This is a genomic window from Acinetobacter sp. YH01003 (assembly GCF_013420525.1).
GTDB classification, from domain to species: domain Bacteria; phylum Pseudomonadota; class Gammaproteobacteria; order Pseudomonadales; family Moraxellaceae; genus Acinetobacter; species Acinetobacter towneri.
Genome location: NZ_VOXY01000001.1, coordinates 18,308 through 39,478, shown reverse-complemented (window position 1 = coordinate 39,478; position 21,171 = coordinate 18,308). Strand labels below are relative to the sequence as shown.

General features: G+C 42.3%; 17 protein-coding genes. 9 read left to right on the top strand and 8 right to left on the bottom strand.

The features are described 5' to 3' along the window. Positions 1 to 58 precede the first annotated feature (58 nt). Both mscL and typA read right to left on the bottom strand, forming a co-directional pair. On the bottom strand, positions 59 to 493 hold the full coding sequence (gene mscL / locus FTT70_RS00195) for a large conductance mechanosensitive channel protein MscL (RefSeq protein WP_004972423.1): 435 nt from the start codon (positions 491 to 493) through the stop codon (positions 59 to 61). Between the two features lie 199 nt (positions 494 to 692). Next, on the bottom strand, positions 693 to 2,531 hold the full coding sequence (gene typA / locus FTT70_RS00190) for a translational GTPase TypA (protein WP_104853091.1): 1,839 nt from the start codon (positions 2,529 to 2,531) through the stop codon (positions 693 to 695). A 172-nt stretch (positions 2,532 to 2,703) separates the two neighbouring features. Between typA and FTT70_RS00185 the strand changes: the two genes are divergently transcribed. The 3 genes from FTT70_RS00185 to FTT70_RS00175 all read left to right on the top strand — a co-directional run bounded on the left by FTT70_RS00185 (position 2,704) and on the right by FTT70_RS00175 (position 6,637). Beyond that, positions 2,704 to 4,074, top strand: a complete 1,371-nt coding sequence (locus FTT70_RS00185) for a uracil-xanthine permease family protein (protein WP_180168158.1) — start codon at positions 2,704 to 2,706, stop codon at positions 4,072 to 4,074. A 65-nt stretch (positions 4,075 to 4,139) separates the two neighbouring features. Beyond that, entirely contained in the window at positions 4,140 to 5,177 is a 1,038-nt protein-coding gene (locus tag FTT70_RS00180) for a methyltransferase (RefSeq protein WP_104853089.1), read from the top strand. Next, positions 5,174 to 6,637, top strand: a complete 1,464-nt coding sequence (locus FTT70_RS00175) for an amino acid permease (protein WP_180168157.1) — start codon at positions 5,174 to 5,176, stop codon at positions 6,635 to 6,637. The genes FTT70_RS00180 and FTT70_RS00175 overlap by 4 nt, the downstream gene beginning before the upstream one ends. A gap of 501 nt (positions 6,638 to 7,138) precedes the next feature. Here FTT70_RS00175 and omp38 read toward each other — a convergent pair. Then, positions 7,139 to 8,164, bottom strand: coding sequence for an outer membrane protein Omp38 (gene omp38, locus FTT70_RS00170; RefSeq protein ID WP_167845802.1), 1,026 nt, complete (start codon positions 8,162 to 8,164; stop codon positions 7,139 to 7,141). Between the two features lie 375 nt (positions 8,165 to 8,539). Here omp38 and FTT70_RS00165 point away from each other — a divergent pair, with 375 nt between their 5' ends. Both FTT70_RS00165 and FTT70_RS00160 read left to right on the top strand, forming a co-directional pair. Further along, positions 8,540 to 9,058: a GspH/FimT family pseudopilin gene (locus FTT70_RS00165; RefSeq protein ID WP_180168156.1), complete on the top strand. Its 519-nt coding sequence runs from the start codon at positions 8,540 to 8,542 to the stop codon at positions 9,056 to 9,058. 130 nt (positions 9,059 to 9,188) lie between these two features. Then, the gene (locus FTT70_RS00160) at positions 9,189 to 10,364 is read left to right on the top strand and encodes a thiolase family protein (RefSeq protein ID WP_180168155.1); all 1,176 of its coding nucleotides are present in this window, start codon (positions 9,189 to 9,191) and stop codon (positions 10,362 to 10,364) included. A gap of 131 nt (positions 10,365 to 10,495) precedes the next feature. Here the strand turns inward: FTT70_RS00160 and FTT70_RS00155 are convergent, their stop codons facing one another. The 4 genes from FTT70_RS00155 to FTT70_RS00140 form a co-directional block, all read right to left on the bottom strand. After that, positions 10,496 to 11,482 carry a diaminopimelate dehydrogenase gene (locus FTT70_RS00155; protein ID WP_004972441.1) on the bottom strand — a complete coding sequence of 329 codons (987 nt, stop codon included), beginning with the start codon at positions 11,480 to 11,482 and terminating at the stop codon, positions 10,496 to 10,498. A gap of 307 nt (positions 11,483 to 11,789) precedes the next feature. Continuing rightward, a complete protein-coding gene (locus tag FTT70_RS00150; protein WP_180006101.1) occupies positions 11,790 to 12,275 on the bottom strand; it encodes a DUF934 domain-containing protein in 486 nt (161 codons plus the stop codon). After that, entirely contained in the window at positions 12,268 to 13,911 is a 1,644-nt protein-coding gene (locus FTT70_RS00145; RefSeq protein WP_004972445.1) for a nitrite/sulfite reductase, read from the bottom strand. The genes FTT70_RS00150 and FTT70_RS00145 overlap by 8 nt, the downstream gene beginning before the upstream one ends. Positions 13,912 to 14,148: 237 nt before the next feature. Then, the gene (locus tag FTT70_RS00140) at positions 14,149 to 15,309 is read right to left on the bottom strand and encodes a CaiB/BaiF CoA-transferase family protein (RefSeq protein ID WP_180158996.1); all 1,161 of its coding nucleotides are present in this window, start codon (positions 15,307 to 15,309) and stop codon (positions 14,149 to 14,151) included. A 210-nt stretch (positions 15,310 to 15,519) separates the two neighbouring features. On the opposite strand from FTT70_RS00140, the gene FTT70_RS00135 reads away from it, so the two are divergent. From FTT70_RS00135 to FTT70_RS00120, 4 genes are all read left to right on the top strand, one after another. After that, entirely contained in the window at positions 15,520 to 16,530 is a 1,011-nt protein-coding gene (locus tag FTT70_RS00135) for an AraC family transcriptional regulator (RefSeq protein WP_004972448.1), read from the top strand. Between the two features lie 229 nt (positions 16,531 to 16,759). Beyond that, positions 16,760 to 17,965, top strand: a complete 1,206-nt coding sequence (locus tag FTT70_RS00130; RefSeq protein ID WP_096901568.1) for an acetyl-CoA C-acetyltransferase — start codon at positions 16,760 to 16,762, stop codon at positions 17,963 to 17,965. An 11-nt stretch (positions 17,966 to 17,976) separates the two neighbouring features. Further along, on the top strand, positions 17,977 to 20,112 hold the full coding sequence (locus FTT70_RS00125; protein WP_178319463.1) for a 3-hydroxyacyl-CoA dehydrogenase NAD-binding domain-containing protein: 2,136 nt from the start codon (positions 17,977 to 17,979) through the stop codon (positions 20,110 to 20,112). Positions 20,113 to 20,283: 171 nt separating this feature from the next. Then, a complete protein-coding gene (locus FTT70_RS00120) occupies positions 20,284 to 20,616 on the top strand; it encodes a hypothetical protein (RefSeq protein ID WP_004972453.1) in 333 nt (110 codons plus the stop codon). A gap of 112 nt (positions 20,617 to 20,728) precedes the next feature. Here FTT70_RS00120 and FTT70_RS00115 read toward each other — a convergent pair whose 3' ends face one another. Beyond that, complete coding sequence (locus tag FTT70_RS00115) at positions 20,729 to 21,151, bottom strand: GNAT family N-acetyltransferase (RefSeq protein WP_004972455.1); 423 nt, start codon at positions 21,149 to 21,151, stop codon at positions 20,729 to 20,731. Positions 21,152 to 21,171 lie beyond the last annotated feature (20 nt).

Sequence of the window (21,171 nt, the reverse complement as noted above, 5' to 3'; positions counted from 1 at the left end):
AATAGGGTGCAAACAAACGGCGCATAAAGCGCCGTTTGTTTTGATTGCGTATTAAAAATTATTGACGTTTTTTCAATTCATCACGAATTTCACGTAGCAACGCGATATCTTCTGGCGTTGCTGCTGGTTCTGGCGCTGCTTCTTCTTGTTTACGGCGCATACGATTAATCATTTTCACCATTAAGAACACCACCCATGCCAAAATAATGAAGTTAATTAAAATCGTAAGGAAGTTACCATAGGTCAGGACATTTACACCTGCTTTGGTTAACTCATCTAAAGACTGTAAATTGTTTGGGTTATCGCCCAAAACAAAGAACTTTTGTGTGAAATCCACACCACCGCCAGTGATCACAGTAATCAATGGCATGATGATATCTTTCACTAATGAGTCAACAATTTTACCAAATGCCCCACCAATAATCACACCGACAGCCAAGTCGATCATGTTACCTTTTACCGCAAATTCGCGGAACTCTTGAATAATACTCATTTAAATCTCCAGTTTTTTTGACTTTAATTTATGTGACGAAGTATACATTAATTTTATAGCTTCATTTCCACGTAATTTACTCGGAAATCATCTGCTTTTATATATTGGTTTGCTAATTTTAAACAAAAAATGCCATCAATAAATTGATGGCATTTTTAAATTTTGCTGCCCCGCATGAGGACAACATCATTTTTAAAACTTATTTACCAGAACGGTTACGTTTACGTTCGTTTTCAGTCAAGTAACGCTTACGGATACGAATTGACTTTGGCGTTACTTCAACCAGCTCATCATCTTCAATAAATTCAAGCGCTTGTTCAAGCGTGAATTCAATTGCAGGTACCAGTGTCAACGCATCATCAGTACCAGAAGCACGTACGTTTGTTAACTGTTTCGCTTTGGTTGGGTTAACCACCATATCATCTGAACGAGAGTTAATACCAATGATCATACCTTCGTAAACTTCTAACTGAGGCTTGGCGAATAAACGACCACGGTCTTGCAAGCTGAACAATGCATAACCCAAGCACGTACCTTGAACCATAGAGATCAACACACCGTTTTGACGTTTCGCAACTTGACCTGCTTTCATTGGGCCATAGTGTGAGAAGCTTGACGTCATGATACCCGTACCAGAAGTCATGGTCATGAATTCAGAGCGGAAACCAATTAAACCACGTGAAGGCACAGTTGCTTCAATACGGATACGGCCTTTACCGTCTACTTCCATATTGGTCATCTCACCTTTACGGTTACCCATTTGTTCCATCACAGCGCCTTGGTGCTGTTCTTCTACGTCAAAAGTCACGTTTTCGTATGGTTCTTGCATTTCGCCATCAATCTCTTTTAAGATCACTTGCGGACGAGACACACCCATCTCGAAGCCTTCACGGCGCATGTTTTCAATCAATACTGAAAGGTGAAGTTCACCACGACCAGATACTTTGAAACGGTCTGGACTGTCAGTATCTTCTACACGAAGTGCAACGTTATGAATCAATTCACGGTCAAGACGTTCACGGATGTTACGTGAAGTCACAAACTTACCTTCTTTACCTGCAAAAGGTGAGTTGTTGACTTGGAAAGTCATCGATACGGTTGGTTCGTCTACAGAAAGCGGCGGTAAAGCTTCTACATTTTTCGGATCACAAATCGTGTCAGAAATATGTAATTCGTCCATGCCTGTTACACAAACGATGTCACCTGCAGATGCAGATTCGATGTCGATACGCTCTAAACCGTGGTAACCCATGATTTTTAAGATACGACCGTTACGTGTTTTGCCTTCTTGGTCAATCACGGTTACAGGTGTATTCAATTTCACAGAACCACGTTGAATACGACCCACACCAATCACACCCACGAAACTATTATAGTCAAGTGAAGAGACTTGCATTTGGAATGGACCATCAACATCAACTGCTGGTGGCTCGACGATATCTACAATTGTTTGGAATAACGGCGTCATATCTTCCGCTAATTCGTCTGGCGCAGGACCAGCAACACCACGTAAGCCTGATGCATATACGATTGGGAAGTCTAATTGGTCATCGGTTGCACCCAAGTTATCAAACAAGTCAAATACTTGATCAATAACCCAGTCTGGACGCGCGTTTGGCTTGTCTACTTTGTTGATGATCACGATTGGCTTCAAACCACGTGCGAACGCTTTTTGCGTTACGAAACGTGTTTGTGGCATTGGGCCTTCTTGTGAGTCAACCAAAAGAAGTACGCAATCCACCATCGACATTACACGTTCAACTTCGCCACCGAAGTCGGCGTGTCCCGGGGTGTCCACAATGTTAATGCGGTATTCAGTATCAGTACGTTTGTCTAACCACTTGATTGCAGTGTTTTTTGCAAGAATGGTAATACCACGTTCACTTTCAATAGCGCCTGAATCCATGACACGCTCAATCTCGCCCGCTCGTTCACCGAGTGCGCCCGATTGTTGTAAAAGTTTATCCACAAGAGTTGTTTTTCCGTGGTCAACGTGCGCAATAATTGCGATGTTGCGGAGAGTTTTAATATCAGACATTTAAATTCAATACGCTATAAATTTGAGGGCAAATTATACAGAAAAATACTAAAGTTTTATAGTGACACTTTATTGACACACACAATTTTTTTTGATGAGTGGCGTGCTTTGGGTTTTGTAAAGCTGTGTAACTCGATTAGAATAGCGCCACTTTTGCAATTTTTTATGACTCATGTCTGATTTAAACCACTCTCCCCACCCAAAAGACCAGCTCGATTTGGTCTATGGTCTGAATGACCGTCCAAAACCATTCATCGCTTTTTTAGCAGCTTTTCAGCATTTACTGGCAATTATTGTTCCGATTGTCACACCAGGCCTCTTAATTTGCTTGGCTTTAGGCGTTTCCAAACAAGATACCAACATGATCTTGTCAATGTCTTTGGTCATTTCAGGTATTGCAACCTTTTTACAATGTAAAAAAGTCGGCCCTTTTGGTGCAGGTTTGCTCATTGTGCAAGGCACCAGTTTTAACTTTATTGGCCCAATTATTGGTATTGGCGCTGCTATGGTCGCCGCAGGCACACCTGTTGAATCCGTTATGGCGGCAATTTTTGGCGTAGTCATTGCTGGTTCGTTTATTGAAATGGGCGTCTCACAAATTTTACCGTGGGTCAAAAAGCTGATTACCCCACTGGTCACAGGCATTGTGGTACTTCTGATTGGCTTAACCTTAATTAAAGAAGGTTTAATCAGTATGGGTGGTGGCTATCAAGCCATGAGCAATAATACCTTTGCAAATACCGACAACCTGATTATGTCGTGTACGGTCTTGGCGATTATTATTATTTTGAACCGCATCAATATCACGTGGATTAAAAGCTCTGCCATTTTAATTGCCTTGGTGATTGGTTATGCAATGGCAGGCATGATGGGTCATCTCGACTTTTCAGGTCTGAAAGATGCCCCTTTGGTACAAGTTCCGACACCGATGCATTTTGGACTGGATTTCTCTTGGAGCTTATTCATTCCTTTAGCATTTATTTATTTGGTGACTTCACTGGAAGCCATTGGTGATATTACCGCGACCTCTAAACTCTCCAATCAACCTGTCGATGGCCCACAGTGGATGCAACGCATTAAAGGCGGTGTATTGGTAAATGGCGTTAACTCATTCTTGGCAGGTATTTTCAACACCTTCCCAAGTTCGGTATTTGCCCAAAACAATGGCGTGATTCAACTTACAGGTGTTGCTAGCCGTTATGTCGGTATCTGGATTGCTGCTCTACTCATCATTTTAGGTTTACTTCCTGCAGTCGCGGGTGTGATTCAGGCTGTGCCTCAAGCCGTGTTGGGTGGTGCTGTGATGGTGATGTTTGGTGCTGTTGCCGCTTCGGGAATCAATATTCTTTCAGGTGTCGCTTTAGATCGTCGTGCCTTGCTGATTATTGCAATTTCATTGGGCTTAGGTTTAGGTGTTGCACAAGTGCCACAAATTCTGGAACACTTACCTGAATTATTCCGTAATATTTTCAGTTCAGGTGTTGCAACAGGCGGTATTGCAGCACTCATTTTAAATATTGTGCTTCCTGAAACTAAAAAGTAATTGCATGTCCAAAAAACACTGTCTGAGCTGAACTTAGACAGTGTTTTTCTATTGGAGAGAGAACCATGAACCCCCAAAGCGAAGTTTTACTCAGACAATATGACTATTTGTCTGGTCGCGTTCTACTGATCAATGCCCCGACCGATCAACTCCTCGCAGAATTGGGTGACTCAATCCAAGCTTCTGTTTGGACATGGAATTTTAACGACTATCAATACTTTCAAAATCAACAGGCGCAAGTGCATTTTGGTGCAGAATTGCCTGTCGGTGAATTTGATCAGGCTGTTATTTTTGTACCGAAATCTAAGGAACTGCTCAATTACCTGATTCACACCATTGCCGCACAACTCCCACAAGGCAGCAGCGTATTTTTAGTCGGTGAAAAGAAAGCAGGAATTGAACGGGCTGCAAAGCAATTACAACCTTATGGCAAAACACTCAAACTAGATAGCGCCCGCCACTGCCAACTATGGCAGCTGATTTTAGACTGCAAGGTTCAAACTAAAACCTTAGCAGATTGGGCGAAAAACTATACAGTTGCTACACCTAAAGGTGATTTACAAATTAGTGCCTTGCCGGGTGTATTTAGCCAAAAACACTTGGATGTTGGCACGGCTGTATTATTGCCTTATTTGAATCAGGTTACTGCTGGAAAAATTGCAGATTTTGGCTGTGGCGCGGGTGTGATCAGTGCTTACTTAGCCAAACTTAACCCTGAAAATCGTATTTTTGCTTTAGATGTCGATGCCTTTGCTTTAGCGTCAACGCAAATGACGTTTGAAAAAAATCAGCTCAATCCACAACAACTTGAAATTAAAGCCGTGACAGGCATTGAAGATGCACCGCTATTTTTGCATGCCATCGTGAGTAATCCCCCGTTCCACCAAGGCATTCAAACACATTACGATGCCAGTGAAAATCTGTGTAAAACCTCACGTCGTCATCTGAAATCGGGTGGTGAACTTTGGATTGTGGCCAATCGCTTTTTGAATTATCCACTCTTAATTGAACAAAGTTTCGGTCAATGCACAATCAAGGCAGATCAACAAGGCTTTAAAGTGCTGTTTGCCAGCACGCAGAAAAATACAAAGGAAGTAGGATGAGCGACTCACACAACAGTAGAAAACTGCAGCGTAAGCTCGGTGCGCGTCATTTAAACATGATCGCCATTGGTGGCTCAATTGGTACAGGTTTATTCCTTGCTTCAGGTGCGACCATTGCCAATGCAGGTCCTGGTGGCGCCTTGCTTGCGTATGCCCTAATTGGCGTCATGATTTATTTTTTGATGACCAGTCTAGGCGAACTTGCAACGCATAATCCAACTTCAGGCGCGTTCTTTACCTATGGCAGTAAATATGTCGAAGGTGGTTTCGGTTTTGCACTAGGTTGGAACTATTGGTACAACTGGGCTATTACCGTGGCATTTGAATTGGTTGCGGTGCAATTCATCATGAAATTTTGGTTTCCTGATATTCCTGGCTTTTACTGGAGTGCATTATTTTTAGCGGTGGTTTTCGCAATTAACGCATTAACCGTCAAAGGTTTTGGTGAATCAGAGTTTTTCTTCTCACTGGTCAAAGTCCTTGCGATTGTCGCCTTCATCATCATTGGTATTTTCATGATTGTCAAAATCATGCTCAACCCTGATGTTTCGACATTTGCCAATTGGAGCAAAGGCGAAGCGCCATTTGTAGGTGGACTATCTGCCTTAATTGGTGTGGCGATGATTGCAGGATTCTCATTTCAAGGTACTGAAATGGTTGGCGTTGCAGCGGGTGAATCTAAAAATCCTAAGAAAACCATTCCTATTGCAATCAAACAAATCTTCTGGCGTATTTTGTTGTTTTATATCGTGTGTATTTTCATTATTGGCACGTTAATCGCCTATGATGACCCACGTTTACTTCAAGCAGCCGCCACCGATAACATTGCGCTCTCTCCGTTTACTTTATTATATGAGCAAGCAGGCTTTGCCTTTGCTGCAAGTGTCATGAATGCGGTGATTTTAACTGCGATTCTTTCTGCAGGGAACTCGGGCATGTATTCATCGACCCGTATGTTATTTGATATGGCACGCAAAGGCAGTGCGCCAAAAGCTTTTGCTCGCTTAGATGCACGTGGCGTCCCAATGAATGCACTGTATGCCACGACAGCAATCGCTGCACTGTGTTTCTTAACGACATTTATCGGCGAAGAACAAGTATTTAACTGGCTACTGAATATGTCAGGCATGTGTGGCTTTATCGTTTGGCTCGGGATTGCTGTATCACATTACCGCTTCCGTAAAGGCTATCTGGCACAAGGCTACAAACTTGAAGACTTAGATTACCGCGCCAAATTCTTCCCTTTTGCGCCATGGTTTGCCTTTATTTTATGTGCGATTGTTGTATTAGGGCAAAACTACCAAGCTGTACTTGATGGTGAATGGCTCGCTGTTTTATCGACTTATATTGGTATTCTTTTGTTCTTGGTCATTTGGTTAGGCTATAAATGGAAACACAAAACCAAACTGATTGCATATCAGGAGATGGATGTGAAACCACTACATCCTGATCATGACTAAAGTAAATCTTCTTCTATTGCACTTCGTTTGAGAAGCCAAGATTCTAAAAACAGCCAACATTTGGCTGTTTTTTTAGGGTAAATTTAAACCAAATTCGATTTACAACATATTTTGTTATCATTATTACGGCGAGAGATCACGCCACAGACTGCTCAATGTTGATTTTATAATCGCTAAACAACGACTTGATCGACTGATAGACATCGAGTACATATATCTTATTTTAAAATTTTGATCTGCGACGACGCTTTGGAGTTTTTTAATGAATTGACGATAAACTTGGTATAAAAATTCGACTAAGTTTACGAGTCAACAGACCGAAATATTAAGCACCATCAGCCTCTACCTTATTTACTCTTTATTCTAAAAATCATACTTTTACAATATTTTTTAAACGTATTGAATGTAAATTATTTCAGGCACTCTTTAATCCAAACACCTCATAAAAAAAGAAGTATAAAAAAACGACTCCGAAGAGTCGTTTTTTCAACTTAACTCAAATTATTGAGCTTGTTGTTCAACAGTCACTGTACGGCTGCCAGTGATCGTCGCGAATACACGACGGTTCATAGCACGACCTTCTTTAGTGTTGTTGTCAGCAATCGGTTGATCCCAAGCGAAACCTTGAGTAGACAAACGAGCTGGATCTACATTGTATTCATTTACAAGTGAAGATTTAACAGAGTTCGCACGCGCTAAAGATAAACGTTCGTTCAATGCACGTGGACCAGTGTTGTCAGTGTGACCTTCGATGCGAGCAGTAGCGTTTGGATATTCAACTAACTTCTCTGCAACTTTAGCGATTTCTGGCTTGTACTGATCTTTGATGTTTGATTTGTTCGTATCAAAGAACACACGAAGTTCCATGTTCAAGTCTTCAGTCAACTCTTGTGGAGCAGGTTGAACTGGAGCAACGGTTTCAACTGGAGCAACTTCTACTACAGGAGCAGCTGGCTTCAAGTGACCGCCAAGAACTACGTTAAGACCAGCTAAAGCTGTGTAGTTCCAGAATTTTTCGTCAAAGTGGTAAGTACCACGCGCTTCTGTACGAAGAGATAAAGCATCGTTCAAACGGAAGAACGCACCAACACCTGCATTACCTAAAGTACCTTCAATATCTTCACCAGCAATAGAGCCTTCTGGCGAGTATTTATAATGACCAGCACCTAAAAGTACGTATGGCTTGATTTTGCTGTCGTAGTTTTTAGTGATCAAGTCAGAAGTTGCATAGAAGTTACCAGCAATATTTTGAGCTTTATACTCAGCACCCGCACCAAGACCTTCTACATCACCTTTAACTTGGCTATATTCAGCTTCGAAACCTAACCAAGGAGTAAGTTCAACACCAAGTGCTGCACCAACAAATAAATCGTCCTGTAATTCTGGACCATCTGTTAGCTTGTCATTGTTGTGTTGAGTGTCTTGGAAAGTGTAACCAAGCATTAATGGGGTAACAGTTACGCCCGCGTTTGCAGCAGCTAAAGGAGCAGCTACGAGCATTGCTAATGCAATACGACTCATTTTCATGGATTTATCCTCCAGAGATAACAATTGTTGTTCAAGCTCAAGCCTAAATTTTCGACTACCCTGAGATAGGCTTTCTTATACCCCAGTATTATTTTTAAGCTAGTCACTTTGAATCATACAAACACTTTATTACTTTTCCAAGTGCTTGATAATTTTAATCAAGTAAATTATTGACAAAATTACTTACAATTTCCGTTGTAATTCGGTAACTTTCTACTCAATTTTTTATTGTGAATAGCTTATCTTTCTTGCGCTTTATTTTAACAGCTTTATCGAAAGTTGTTTAATATTTATTATACAGCAGATAAAGCACTATAAAACAACAAATTACTCAAATTAATCATAAAAAAACATAACAATAACAGGTATAGACTTATGTCGAATATAAGAAAAAACGGCTTCACGCTGTTTGAATTGATCGTCACCTTAGCAATTAGTGCGATTTTAGTCATGATTGCCCTACCCCATTTTCATCAACTGATGGCACAACAAGAACTCAAGCGAATTCAGTATTCATTACAGTCCAGCCTGAAAATAGCACGCTCCCATGCCTTCACCCATCATAGTAATGTTGTGATCTGTCCAACACATGACTTTAGCCAATGCAGTAAGCAAAACTGGAATACGGGTTTTATGATTTTTATTGATCGAAATAAAAATCGTCAGATAGACAACAATGAATACATTCTTTATACAGAAAAAACTGCACTTAAATACGGTACCTTGGATTGGCGTGGCACTTTAAACATACCCAGTGTAACTTTTAATGCACAACAAGGTTTGCCGGTCGGCTCGAATGGTAGTTTCTTTTACTGCTCTACTCACGTCGCGAGCAAACGACTGGTGCTTAGTAAAATGGGGCAAACTCGAGCTGAAGACATCAATGGATGTTAACTGAGCAGTCTAAATGATCTTTATATTGTCACTTTATGCTCATCTTTTTTTGCCTATACTGCTGAAGTGATCTATTCCTGCTTGGAATTAAATCTAGACAAAAGCACATATAAAAAACTGGGAGAATAAAATGACGGATATCGTTATTGTAAATGGTGCACGCACTGCAATGGGTGGCTTTCAAGGCAGTTTAGCCAATGTGACTGCACCAGAATTAGGTGCGGCGAGTATCCAAGCGGCCATTCAACGTGCGGGGGTACAAGCAACAGAAATCGACGAAGTCATTATGGGCTGCGTCCTGCCTGCAGGCTTAAAGCAAGGCCCTGCTCGTCAGGCGATGCGTCAAGCAGGCTTACCAGATTCTACAGGTGCGGTCACCATCAACAAACTCTGTGGTTCTGGTATGAAAGCTGTCATGCAAGCAGCCGATGCAATCAAAGCAGGTTCTGCCTCAATCATTGTCGCTGGTGGTATGGAGTCAATGAGTAATGCACCTTATGTACTGACCAAAGCACGTGCTGGGTACCGTATGGGACATGGTGATGTGAAAGACCACATGTTCTTAGACGGCCTTGAAGATGCTGAAACAGGTCGTTTGATGGGCTCATTCGCACAAGATATGGCCAATAGCAAAGGTTACACACGCCAACAAATGGATGACTTTGCGATTCGCTCACTCAAACGTGCACAAACTGCAGTCAATGAAGGCTATTTCGCTGATGAAATCGTCCCTGTGACAGTTACAACTCGTAAAGGCGATGTCATTGTAGATAAAGATGAACAACCTTTTAATGCCAATATTGAAAAAATTCCAACACTTCGTCCAGCTTTTGCCAAAGATGGCACGATTACCGCAGCCAATGCCAGCTCAATTTCAGATGGTGCTTCAGCCTTAGTCCTAACGTCTGCAGAAAATGCAGCAAATAAAGGTTTACAACCATTAGCAAAAATTGTGGCTTATGCCACCAATTCACAACACCCATCTGAGTTCACCATCGCCCCTGTTGCTGCGATTCAAAAAGTATTGGATAAAGCGGGTTGGCAAGTTGCAGATGTAGATTTATGGGAAATTAATGAAGCTTTTGCCATGGTCACCATATGCCCAATGAATGAGTTCAAGCTTGATCCTGAAAAAGTGAATATCAACGGTGGTGCATGTGCGCTTGGGCATCCTGTGGGTTCTACAGGTTCACGTATTATCCTAACTTTGATTCATGCGCTTAAACGTACAGGTGGCAAGCGTGGTGTGGCTGCTCTCTGTATTGGTGGTGGTGAAGCAACTGCGGTCGCGATTGAATTACTTTAAGTGCCTTGCAACCCCTATTTCGTAAAGAGGGATTGAGGTAGATTGAATAAAGTCATTCCCTAACCCTTCTTTATTCAAAAAGTAAAAAGACGAATCATTGATTCGTCTTTTTGCTTATAGCTTTAAAAAGTTTAGAGCAATTCTGCACGCAACTGTTCAGGCGATTTCATTGACAATAAACCTGGCGCAACATCATAAGCAGTTTTTGCACCATATTGCTGCATTTGGTTTAAACGATAGCAAGCACGTGCATAAGCCACCAAAATACTCGCGGTAAACTCAGGATTGCTGTCTAACTTCAATGAGAATTCAAGCACTTGTTTTTGTTCATCGCTGGTATTACCACTGCGAATGACAAAACCACCATGTGGCATGCGTTGGTGATCTTTGGCTAAAGTCGCTTCATCAATGAAATTTACGGTTGTGTTGTAGTCAGCGAAATAATCTGGCATGGTCACAATCGCTTGCTCTACCGCAGCAGCATCGGCACCTTCTGCAAGTACGACATAACATTCACGAGTATGTTTATCTTTGGTGCTTAATACAGGACGCGCACCGCTACGCACTTGTTCAATGGCATCATTCGATGGAATGGTATATTGCACACCTGCTTTTACACCATCAACACGACGAATGGCATCTGAGTGACCCTGACTTAAACCTTTACCCCAAAAAGTATAGGTTTCACCATCAGGTAACAACGCTTCACCAAATAAACGATTAATCGAGAACATGCCTGGATCCCAACCAATTGAGATGAGTGCAGTTTTCTTGTTCGCTGTCGCAGGTGCATCTACAGATGCATAATATTCAGGAATACGTGCATGCGTATCGAAACTATCGACAATATTAAATTGGCTCGCCAGTACTGGACCTTGTTGTGGCAAGTCGTCTTTTGAACCACCACATAAAATCAGCACATCAATTTTGTCTTGAAAATCTGACAATGAATCCATGTGAAACACTGCTGTTTCAGCAAAACATGGTGAAACGCTTTCAGGCGCACGACGGGTAAAAATACCCACCAATTGTAAATCTGGGTTTTTATGAATCGCCGTTTCAACACCACGACCTAAGTTGCCATAACCAGCAATACCAATACGGATAGAATTTTGCATAAAGACAAATCACTTCATCATGAAAAAATTGAAAAATAAATCAGAGGATAATCACATCAAATTATCGTCTTGATTGATTTTTGATAATGTAAAAATAACGCCTACATAAGACTGCGATGCTACATCAGCGTGCTTATACTACAGCACTTTACGGTAAATTAAATCATTAAGAAGTGCGATAAAACAAGCCGTTTGATCATTTTAAGGCAAACAAAAAGCCTGCACATGGCAGGCTGTTTGTAAATGTGTGAACCGTGATATTTCGATAAAATCTATCTACATTTCGATGAAATCCATCATCAATATATTACGCACCTGTTTGATAATTTGGTTTTGGCACTGCGGTAGAAGCTTGATAAGGATGGGTAAAGTCCGCCAAACCTGCTGCAGCTTCTTGCACATCTTTACCTTCTTTAATCACGAAAGTATCGAAACCTGCACGCTTCATATAATTTAAGACGTCTTTAAAGACATCACCGACTGCGCGAAGTTCACCCTGAAAGCCTTGACGGCGTAACAATGCCGCAAAAGAATAACCACGGCCATCGTTAAAACCTGCAAATTCAATAAAAATCGCATCCAGTTCTGCCAATGGAAATTCATGATTTTCAGGCGAAGCATCTACCGTTAAATATAGGGCTTTTTTACCTGAAATTTGTGCCAACTGATCAAGCTGTTCAACGCTGAGCACCACATCACCTTGCGGTAATGCTGCATCTTCAGCAATCACTTGATAAGTATTGTCTGCAATCGTGCCATCTTTCGCGAGCACAGGTAGTGCAGTATTAAGCATAAGCGCGCTCCTTAAATGGTTGAATGCCGACACGGCGATAAGTGTCGATGAAGTCTTCACCTTCACTACGCAAATCTAAGTAGGTATTTAAAATTTCTTCCACCACATCAGGAATCACTTCAGCAGCAAAAGATGGCCCTAAAATATCACCGATTGACGCATCATGGTCTGCATGCCCACCTAAAGTGATTTGGTAGAATTCAGCGCCTTTTTTATCGACACCTAAAATCCCGATATTACCAACGTGGTGATGACCACAAGCGTTCATACAACCTGAAATATTCAAATCCAGTTTGCCAAGATTATAAATGGTATCCAAATCATCAAAACGGCGTGAAATGGCTTCTGAAATTGGAATAGATTTGGCATTGGCAAGTGAACAGAAATCACCACCCGGACAGCAAATAATATCGGTAATAAAGCCAATATGCGCGCGCGCCAAGTTATTGGCATCGAGCACTTGCCACAATGCAAACAGGTCTTTTTGTGGCACATCTACCAAAGCAATATTTTGCTCATGCGTGGTACGCAACTCACCAAAGGTATATTGATCGGCTAAATCTGCAATCAGATTCATTTCTTCTGTCGTCATGTCACCCGGTGCAACACCTGCACGTTTCAATGAAATGGTGACAATACGATAGCCTTGTACTTTGTGCGCATTGGTGTTGATGTTGAACCATTGCTTGAATTTTGGATACTGTGCAAACAGCTCGCTAAAATCTTCATCGGCATAGTTTTGATAGGCAAATGGCGTGAAGTTTTCATCCATTTTTTGCAAAGTTTCTGCATCAATTTTTAAGGTTTTCACCGTATGTGCAAATTCAGCTTCAACTTTTTCTGCAAATACTGCAGGGGTTAAAGCTTTTACCAAAATTTTGATACGTGCTTTATATTTATTGTCGCGACGACCATGCAAGTTATAAACACGTAAAATAGCTTCTAAATAAGCAATCAAGTCTTCACGTGGCAAGAACTCACGAATAAAGCTACCGATAATTGGAGTACGACCTAAGCCACCACCGACTTTAATTTTATAGCCAATTTCGCCTGCTTCATTTTTGACAATATAGACACCAATGTCATGAAATGCAGTCGCAGCACGGTCAATTTCTTCCAGTGCAGACACCGCAATTTTGAATTTACGTGGCAAGAAGGCAAATTCAGGGTGGAAAGTTGACCACTGACGAATTAATTCACAGGTTGGACGTGGGTCAGCAATTTCGCCCGCCACGACACCTGCATATTGATCTGTAGTGGTATTACGAATACAGTTACCCGAAGTCTGAATTGCGTGCATTTGTACGGTTGCAAGCTCTGCCAACATGTCAGGCACATTTTCCAGTGCAGGCCAGTTAAACTGAATATTTTGACGTGTTGATACGTGCGCATAGCCACGGTCATAGTCTTTGGCAAGCTGCGCAACTTTACGCAATTGCTTAGAGTTCATCAGACCGTAAGGCACCGCAATACGCAACATTGGCGCATAGCGTTGTACATACAAACCATTTTGCAGACGCAATGGACGATATTCATCCTCAGTCAATTTGCCTGCTAAATAACGTTCCGTTTGGTCGCGGAACTGTGCAACACGTTCATTAATCAGTTGCTGATCGAAATCAGTATATAAATACATGGCGTACAGCTAGTCATTTCTATTATCACGGCTGACAGCATAGCGAGATTCAATCTATCAACAAAATGTGTTTTTTACATATTTATTAGCGATTTTATTGATAAGCCATTGCAACATCACACCCTGTAAGCCTTTGCCAAAATTTACAGGCTTTTTATAGAGCTATCACAAAATAGTGCATGCTTTAGCACTTTTTCTGCTATAGCATCTATTCGATCTATTATTGATTACCTGAAATTACGACTTGGCTTCATCTTCATCCTGATTTTTAATCTGAGACGACCACTGCCCTGCACCCAAAGCCTGCCCGATATAATCGTAACGCATTTGAGAACGTGAAAATTTAATTGGACACGCCAACTGAGTTTCAGTTTTTTCGGCATTCTGCTGAATAGGAACTTCTACTGTCCAACCGCGTTGCTGTGCCAAAGGTGAATGTAAGGCTTCATCTAAAGTGAATACAGGTTCAACGCAGACATCATATTGCGCGAATACCTGCTGCCATGTGACAAAACTTTGTGTTTTAATTTTATCTTGAATAGCGTGTTTGACTTGCAAGCGCTCTTGCGGATCTAAAGATGCCCCTTTTTCCAAAAGTATCGGTAAGTTTAAAATCTGTGCCAAACCCTGCATAAACTGCGGCTCTAAACTACCGACTGAAAGATAACGGCCATCTGCTGTTTCATAATAGTCATAATAGGTGCCACCATTTAAGTAAGATTGCTCAGCATATTGAGGAACCTGTGCCGCCAAAACTGCTGAAGCGGCCATATTGTTTAAAGTCGCAGCGCAATCGGTCATCGAAATATCAATATACTGCCCTAAACCACTGCGCTGACGTTCTATCACTGCACTTAAAATCGCCACCAAAGCATGCAATGATCCACCTGCTACATCGGCCACTTGAATCCCGAGCGGTGGCGGCCCACCCGCTTGCCGTCCACTATGCCCCGCAATGCCAGACAAGGCTAAATAGTTGATGTCATGTCCTGCCCTTTGTTGATAATCGCCTGTTTGTCCATAACCTGTGATGGAACAATAGATCAGTCGCGGATTAATTTTTGCCAAGCTGGCATAGTCCAGCCCTAAACGCTGCATCACGCCTGGTCTAAACTGTTCCAATACAATATCGAATTCGGCAATTTTATCGTGAATAAGCTGAATACTTTCGGGGGATTTTAAATCCAAAGTAATTGACTGTTTATTCCGATTCAAATAACTGTGCGAAGTCGCTTGTCCATTGGCATAGGGCGGAAATAAACGAATTAAGTCAGGACGGGTTGCCGATTCAATATGAATCACCTCTGCACCCATATCCGCCAAATACAAACTGGCAAAAGGGCCGGGCAATAAGGTGGAAAAATCTAAAACTTTTAAACCGCTCAGTGCATGTGTCATTGTTGTGATTACTCGATTTTTACTGATTTTCCGTTCATCTTATAAACAGCAAAACTGTAACACAATGTCATGTTCAGCCATTTACCTTGATCATTTCGGCAATTTATTATGTAAAATAAGTAAAATTGGTATTGTAAATTGCCAATTTCAATTTTTTAGCGTCATTTAGGTCAAGCTTACGTGAATACAAAAGAGACTGAAGGATTTAACATGAGCAGAGATACCATTAGTATCCATTTTGTAAATGCAGCGCTCACGGGTGTTAAGCGACTCGGCATGGATGTCGAAACCTTATTATCTCATGTCGGTATTGAGGCAGAACTTCTGCGCCAACCGAAAGCACGTATTTCACCTGAACAATATACCCGCTTTATTAAAATGTTGTGGATGGTGACCCAAGACGAACACGTGGGTTTTGATTCTCAGCCACGTCGTTTGGGTACATTCGCGATCATGTGCCAATTGGTAATTCACGCCAAAACACTGGGCGATGCCTTAGAACTCTCTTCGCAATTCTACAAACTGTTTGGTGATGATTGGTCGGTTACCTTAGAACGTGATAAACACGAAGCACGTTTGGTACCATCTATTCCACAAGCTATGGATCCTGATCACTTTATTACTGAAAGTATGTTGATGATTTGGCACGGCTTGGCATCTTGGCTGATTGAACGTCGCCTGCCTTTGGAGCGCGTACATTTTGGCTATCCACGTCCTGCACATGCAGATGAATACGATGCGCTGTTCTTTGCGCCTGTCATGCAATTTGACATGCCACGCACCGAAATTACCTTTGCTGCCGACTACTTGGATTTACCAATTCGTCAAACCCAAGAAACCTTAGACGAATTCTTAAAAACCGCGCCTGCGCAATTGTTGGTGAAATTCAAAAACACCAATTCTTTAACTTCGCGTATTCGTGACGTGTTAAAGAGCCAAATTGGCGAAGAAATGCCAACCTTGAACGATGTTGCATCCATGCTGTACCTATCGCCACAAACCTTGCGTCGTCGTTTGGCTGCAGAAGGTAAAAGCTATCAAGGGGTAAAAGATGCATTACGCCGTGATGCCGCGATTCACCTATTGCTGAATCCTGAACTTACCCTTGAAGATGTGGCACAACAAGTTGGCTTTAGCGAAACCAGTACTTTCCACCGTGCTTTCAAAAAGTGGACTGGCGTCACACCTGGTTTATACCGTCAGTTGCACGGTTATCATTAATTTAGAATCGACAATTCACAATAACTCGTAATTCCAATCGATTGCCCTTGCACACCGCAAGGGCTTTTTTTATCGCTCTATTATAGTTTCAATCTTTCTGCCAAATTACTGCGTCATCCCAATTAGCAAAAAACCTCACTGACCTGTACCGTTCTCGTCATTGCACTTCAAAATTTTCAGATTACACTCAAAAGCAATCATAAAGAAAACTATCGACAAGGGATTGATTATGAGCGAGGCCTACATCATTGATGCTATTCGCACTCCGCGCGGCAAAGGAAAAAAAGATGGCGCATTACACGAAGTTAAACCCATTCGCCTACTCACAACCTTATTGAATGAATTGCAACAACGACACAACCTAGACACCTCACAAGTAGACGATATTGTTTTGGGTTGTGTCACACCAATTGGCGATCAGGGTGCAGATATTGCCAAAACCGCAGCGATTGCCGCAGGTTGGGACAATGATGTTGCTGGGGTACAAATCAACCGCTTTTGTGCCTCAGGTTTAGAAGCCGTGAACCTCGCAGCGCAAAAAGTTCGTTCGGGTTGGGAAGATTTAATCGTTGCAGGTGGTGTGGAATCTATGTCACGCGTGGCAATGGGTTCCGATGGTGGTGCTTGGGCATTCGACCCTGAAACCAATATGGCTTGTGACTTTATTCCACAAGGTATTGGCGCTGACTTAATTGCCACACTCGATGGCTATAGCCGTACAGAAGTCGATCAATTTGCAGCAGCATCACAGCACAAAGCCGCAGCAGCACAAGCACAGGGACATTTCGAGCGCTCGATTGTACCTGTCAAAGATCAGGCAGGTGTGGTGATTTTGGCACAAGATGAATTTATCAAACCACAGACCACGGCTGAAAGCTTGGCACAGCTCAAGCCGAGTTTTGCCAATATGGGACAAATGGGTTTTGATGCGATTGCCCTGCAAAAATATCCTGAAGCAGGACAAGTCAATCATGTGCATCATGCAGGCAATTCATCAGGTATTGTTGATGGCGCGGCATTGGTCTTGATTGCATCGGAACAAGCGGTACAACAACACAACTTAAAACCACGCGCCAAAGTGCTTGCTACCGCACTGGTTGGCACAGACCCTGCCATTATGCTCACAGGACCCGCGCCTGCAGCACGCAAAGCCTTAGCCAAAGCAGGACTGAACATTGAAGATATTGATCTGTTTGAAGTCAATGAAGCCTTTGCAGCCGTGGTTCTGCGTTTTATTACAGAACTTCAGGTTGATCCCGCCAAAGTCAATGTGAATGGTGGTGCTATTGCCTTGGGTCATCCACTTGGCGCTACAGGTGCCATGATTTTAGGCACCTTACTGGACGAGCTAGAACGACAAGATAAAAAACGCGGCATGGCTACATTATGTGTAGGCGGTGGGATGGGAATTGCCACCATTATTGAGCGAGTATAAGGAGTATAAAAATGAGCGCCATTCACTATTATAAAAATGCCGATAACATTGTCATTCTAACCTTTGACTCACCAAATCAATCTGCCAACACCATGAATGCTGACTTTAGAGATGCATTAGCGCAAGTGGTACAAAAGTTAAAAGCAGACGAACAAGTGGCGGGAATCATTTTCGCCTCTGCGAAAAAAACCTTTTTTGCAGGCGGTGACTTAGATGAGTTGATTCAAGTACAGCCTGAGCATGCCAGCTCATTTTTTCAGATGATTGAAAACCTAAAAGCACAGCTGCGTTATATTGAAACCCGTGGTATTCCTGTGGTAGCTGCCTTAAATGGCACGGCACTCGGCGGCGGATGGGAACTTGCTCTGTGCTGTCATCATCGTATTGCAATTCGTGATGCAAAAACCAAGTTTGGTTTACCCGAAGTGACTTTAGGTTTATTGCCTGGTGGCGGTGGTATTGTGCGGATGGTACGTTTATTGGGTTTACAAACTGCCCTGCCGCTGTTGATGGAAGGCAAACAGCTGAGTGTGGAAAAAGCACAAAGTTTAGGTTTAATCCATGATCTTGCTGAAAATGAAACAGAATTACTCAGCAAAGCCCAAGACTGGATTCTTGCACATCCTCAATCACAACAAGTATTTGATGTCAAAGGCTATAAAATCCCTGGGGGAACACCATCTACACCTGCTGTCGCGCAAATGCTTTCCATTGCTCCTGCCATGCTACGCGACAAAACCAAAGGCTGTTACCCTGCGCCTGAAGCAATTTTGAGTGCAGCAGTAGAAGGTGCGCAGGTTGATGTCGATACAGCCTTACGCATTGAATCTCGCTATTTTACCCAGCTCGCAACAGGTCAAATTTCTAAAAATATGATTGGCACCTTTTGGCATGGGCTGAATGCGATTAAATCGGGCAGTGGCCGTCCGCAAGGCATTGCACCGCATCAAACTCAAAAAGTCGGCATTTTAGGTGCAGGCATGATGGGCGCAGGCATTGCTTATGCCACAGCAAGCAAAGGCATTGCGGTTGTTCTTAAAGATGTATCCATCGAACAAGCTGAAAAAGGCAAAGCTTACAGTCAAAAACTATTGGATAAACAAGTATCGCAAGGTCGTATAAGTGCAGAGCGAGCAGCACAAGTCTTAGCCAATATTCATCCAACGGCACAGGCTGCCGATTTACAAGGCTGTGATTTGATTATTGAGGCGGTATTTGAAAATCCTCAACTCAAGGCGCAAGTCACACAAGAAGCCGAAGTTTTTCTGGCAGAACAAGGTGTGATGGCATCCAATACCTCAACTTTGCCAATAAGCGGGCTTGCCCAAGCTGCGCAAGATCAACAGCGCTTTATTGGACTGCATTTCTTTAGTCCTGTCGATAAAATGCCGTTGGTAGAAATCATTAAAGGAAAAAACACCTCTGCCGATACTTTGGCAAAAGCATATGACTTTGTGCAACACATTGGTAAAACACCGATTGTAGTCAATGACAGACGTGGCTTTTTTACCAGTCGGGTGTTTGGCACTTTTGTGCAGGAAGGCTTGCGCTTACTGGCAGAAGGCGTACATCCTGCCAAAATTGAAATGGCAGCTTTAAAAGCAGGTATGCCTGTTGGCCCACTTGCTATTCAGGATGAAGTATCTTTAACCTTATCTGAACACGTGGCACAGGAAGCACGTAAGGCGCTGCAAGCCGAAGGAAAAGACCGACCACTGTCGAGTGCAGATGAAGTCATTCAAACCATGATTCATCAATTCTCACGTAAAGGCAAAGCTGCAGGTGCAGGCTTTTATGACTACCCTGAACAGGGTAAAAAACAGCTTTGGTCGGGATTAAGTCATTGGTATCAAAATACCGAAATCGCTGAACAAGAGATGATTAACCGTTTCTTATTTGTACAAGCACTGGACAGCTTACGTTGCTTGGAAGAAGGTGTTTTAGAATCTGTCATTGATGCCAATGTTGGTTCAATTTTTGGCATTGGCTTCCCTGCATGGACAGGTGGTGCTTTACAATTTTTGAATCAATATGGTTTAACACAGGCTTTGGCACGAGCACAGCAACTTACTGCTGAATATGGCGAGCGTTTTACCCCACCTAAAATCTTGCAAGATCGTGTTGCTGCAGGTGCTAAAAGCATTTAAAGCTAAACTTTAAATTTAAAGCAATCTGGGAGGGATATATCATCCCTCTTTTTATTTGCTCAAAATTACAATGAATATCCCTGCATAAATAGAATTTAATCCGTTTTTCATGCATTTTATGTTATAAAGTTACATAATTTTAAGATTTAGATTCAAATTGGGTAGATGCACATGACCGAACGCCTTACTCCTGAAAAATCACCTTGGGGTTGGAAAGCACTCTTTATTTTCTGTATTTTGGGTGGAATTTTCATGTTTATTTTCTGGTTAGCGGTCACGAATGAACCTGACTACATGCCTAGCCAGCAACAAAAGCAGAATACTCAGCAACACGCCTTTAAAAATGCGCCAGCTATGTCACAAGAAGCATTGGCAAAAGCACAAGCAGATCGTGAAGCACGCGAAGCTTTGGCTGCTGAAACTGCAGATGCACACGGTATGACTGAAACAGAACATGCCAATATGCCTGAAAACCATGAGCCAGCACCCGCACATGGACATTAATATGCGCTAGCGGCTCTGTTCATACAGTTTATAAAAAGAAATCGCCATGATCACATTCCATCATGGCGATTTTTATTTTGCACGATTAAAATCAGGACTATCGACAATTCGTTTAAAATATCAATCGCATATCTACATGCGGAATACCACAATCTAAATACGACTCACCCTCAACCTGAAAACTCAAACTTTGATAAAACGGAATCGCGTGTTCCTGCGCAGACAACTTGACCCACGGACGTTGCTGCTGCTTTGCCACCTGAATAATATGCTGCATTAAAACACGTCCCACACCTAAACCGCGCTGTGATTTCAACACTGCAACCCGTCCAATACTGTGATTTTCCAGTAAACGTGCTGTTGCAATCGCCTGTCCAGTTGCATAGACCACAAAATGCAAGGCAACTGCATCTTGTGCATCCCACTCATCTTCAGGCGCAATTCGCTGTTCCTGAATAAAGACTTGCTCACGAATAGATTTGGCCTCTGCAGCAAATTGTGTCCAAGTGCCCGATTGAATTTCATAATCTTGCATCTTTATATCCTGTTCCATCT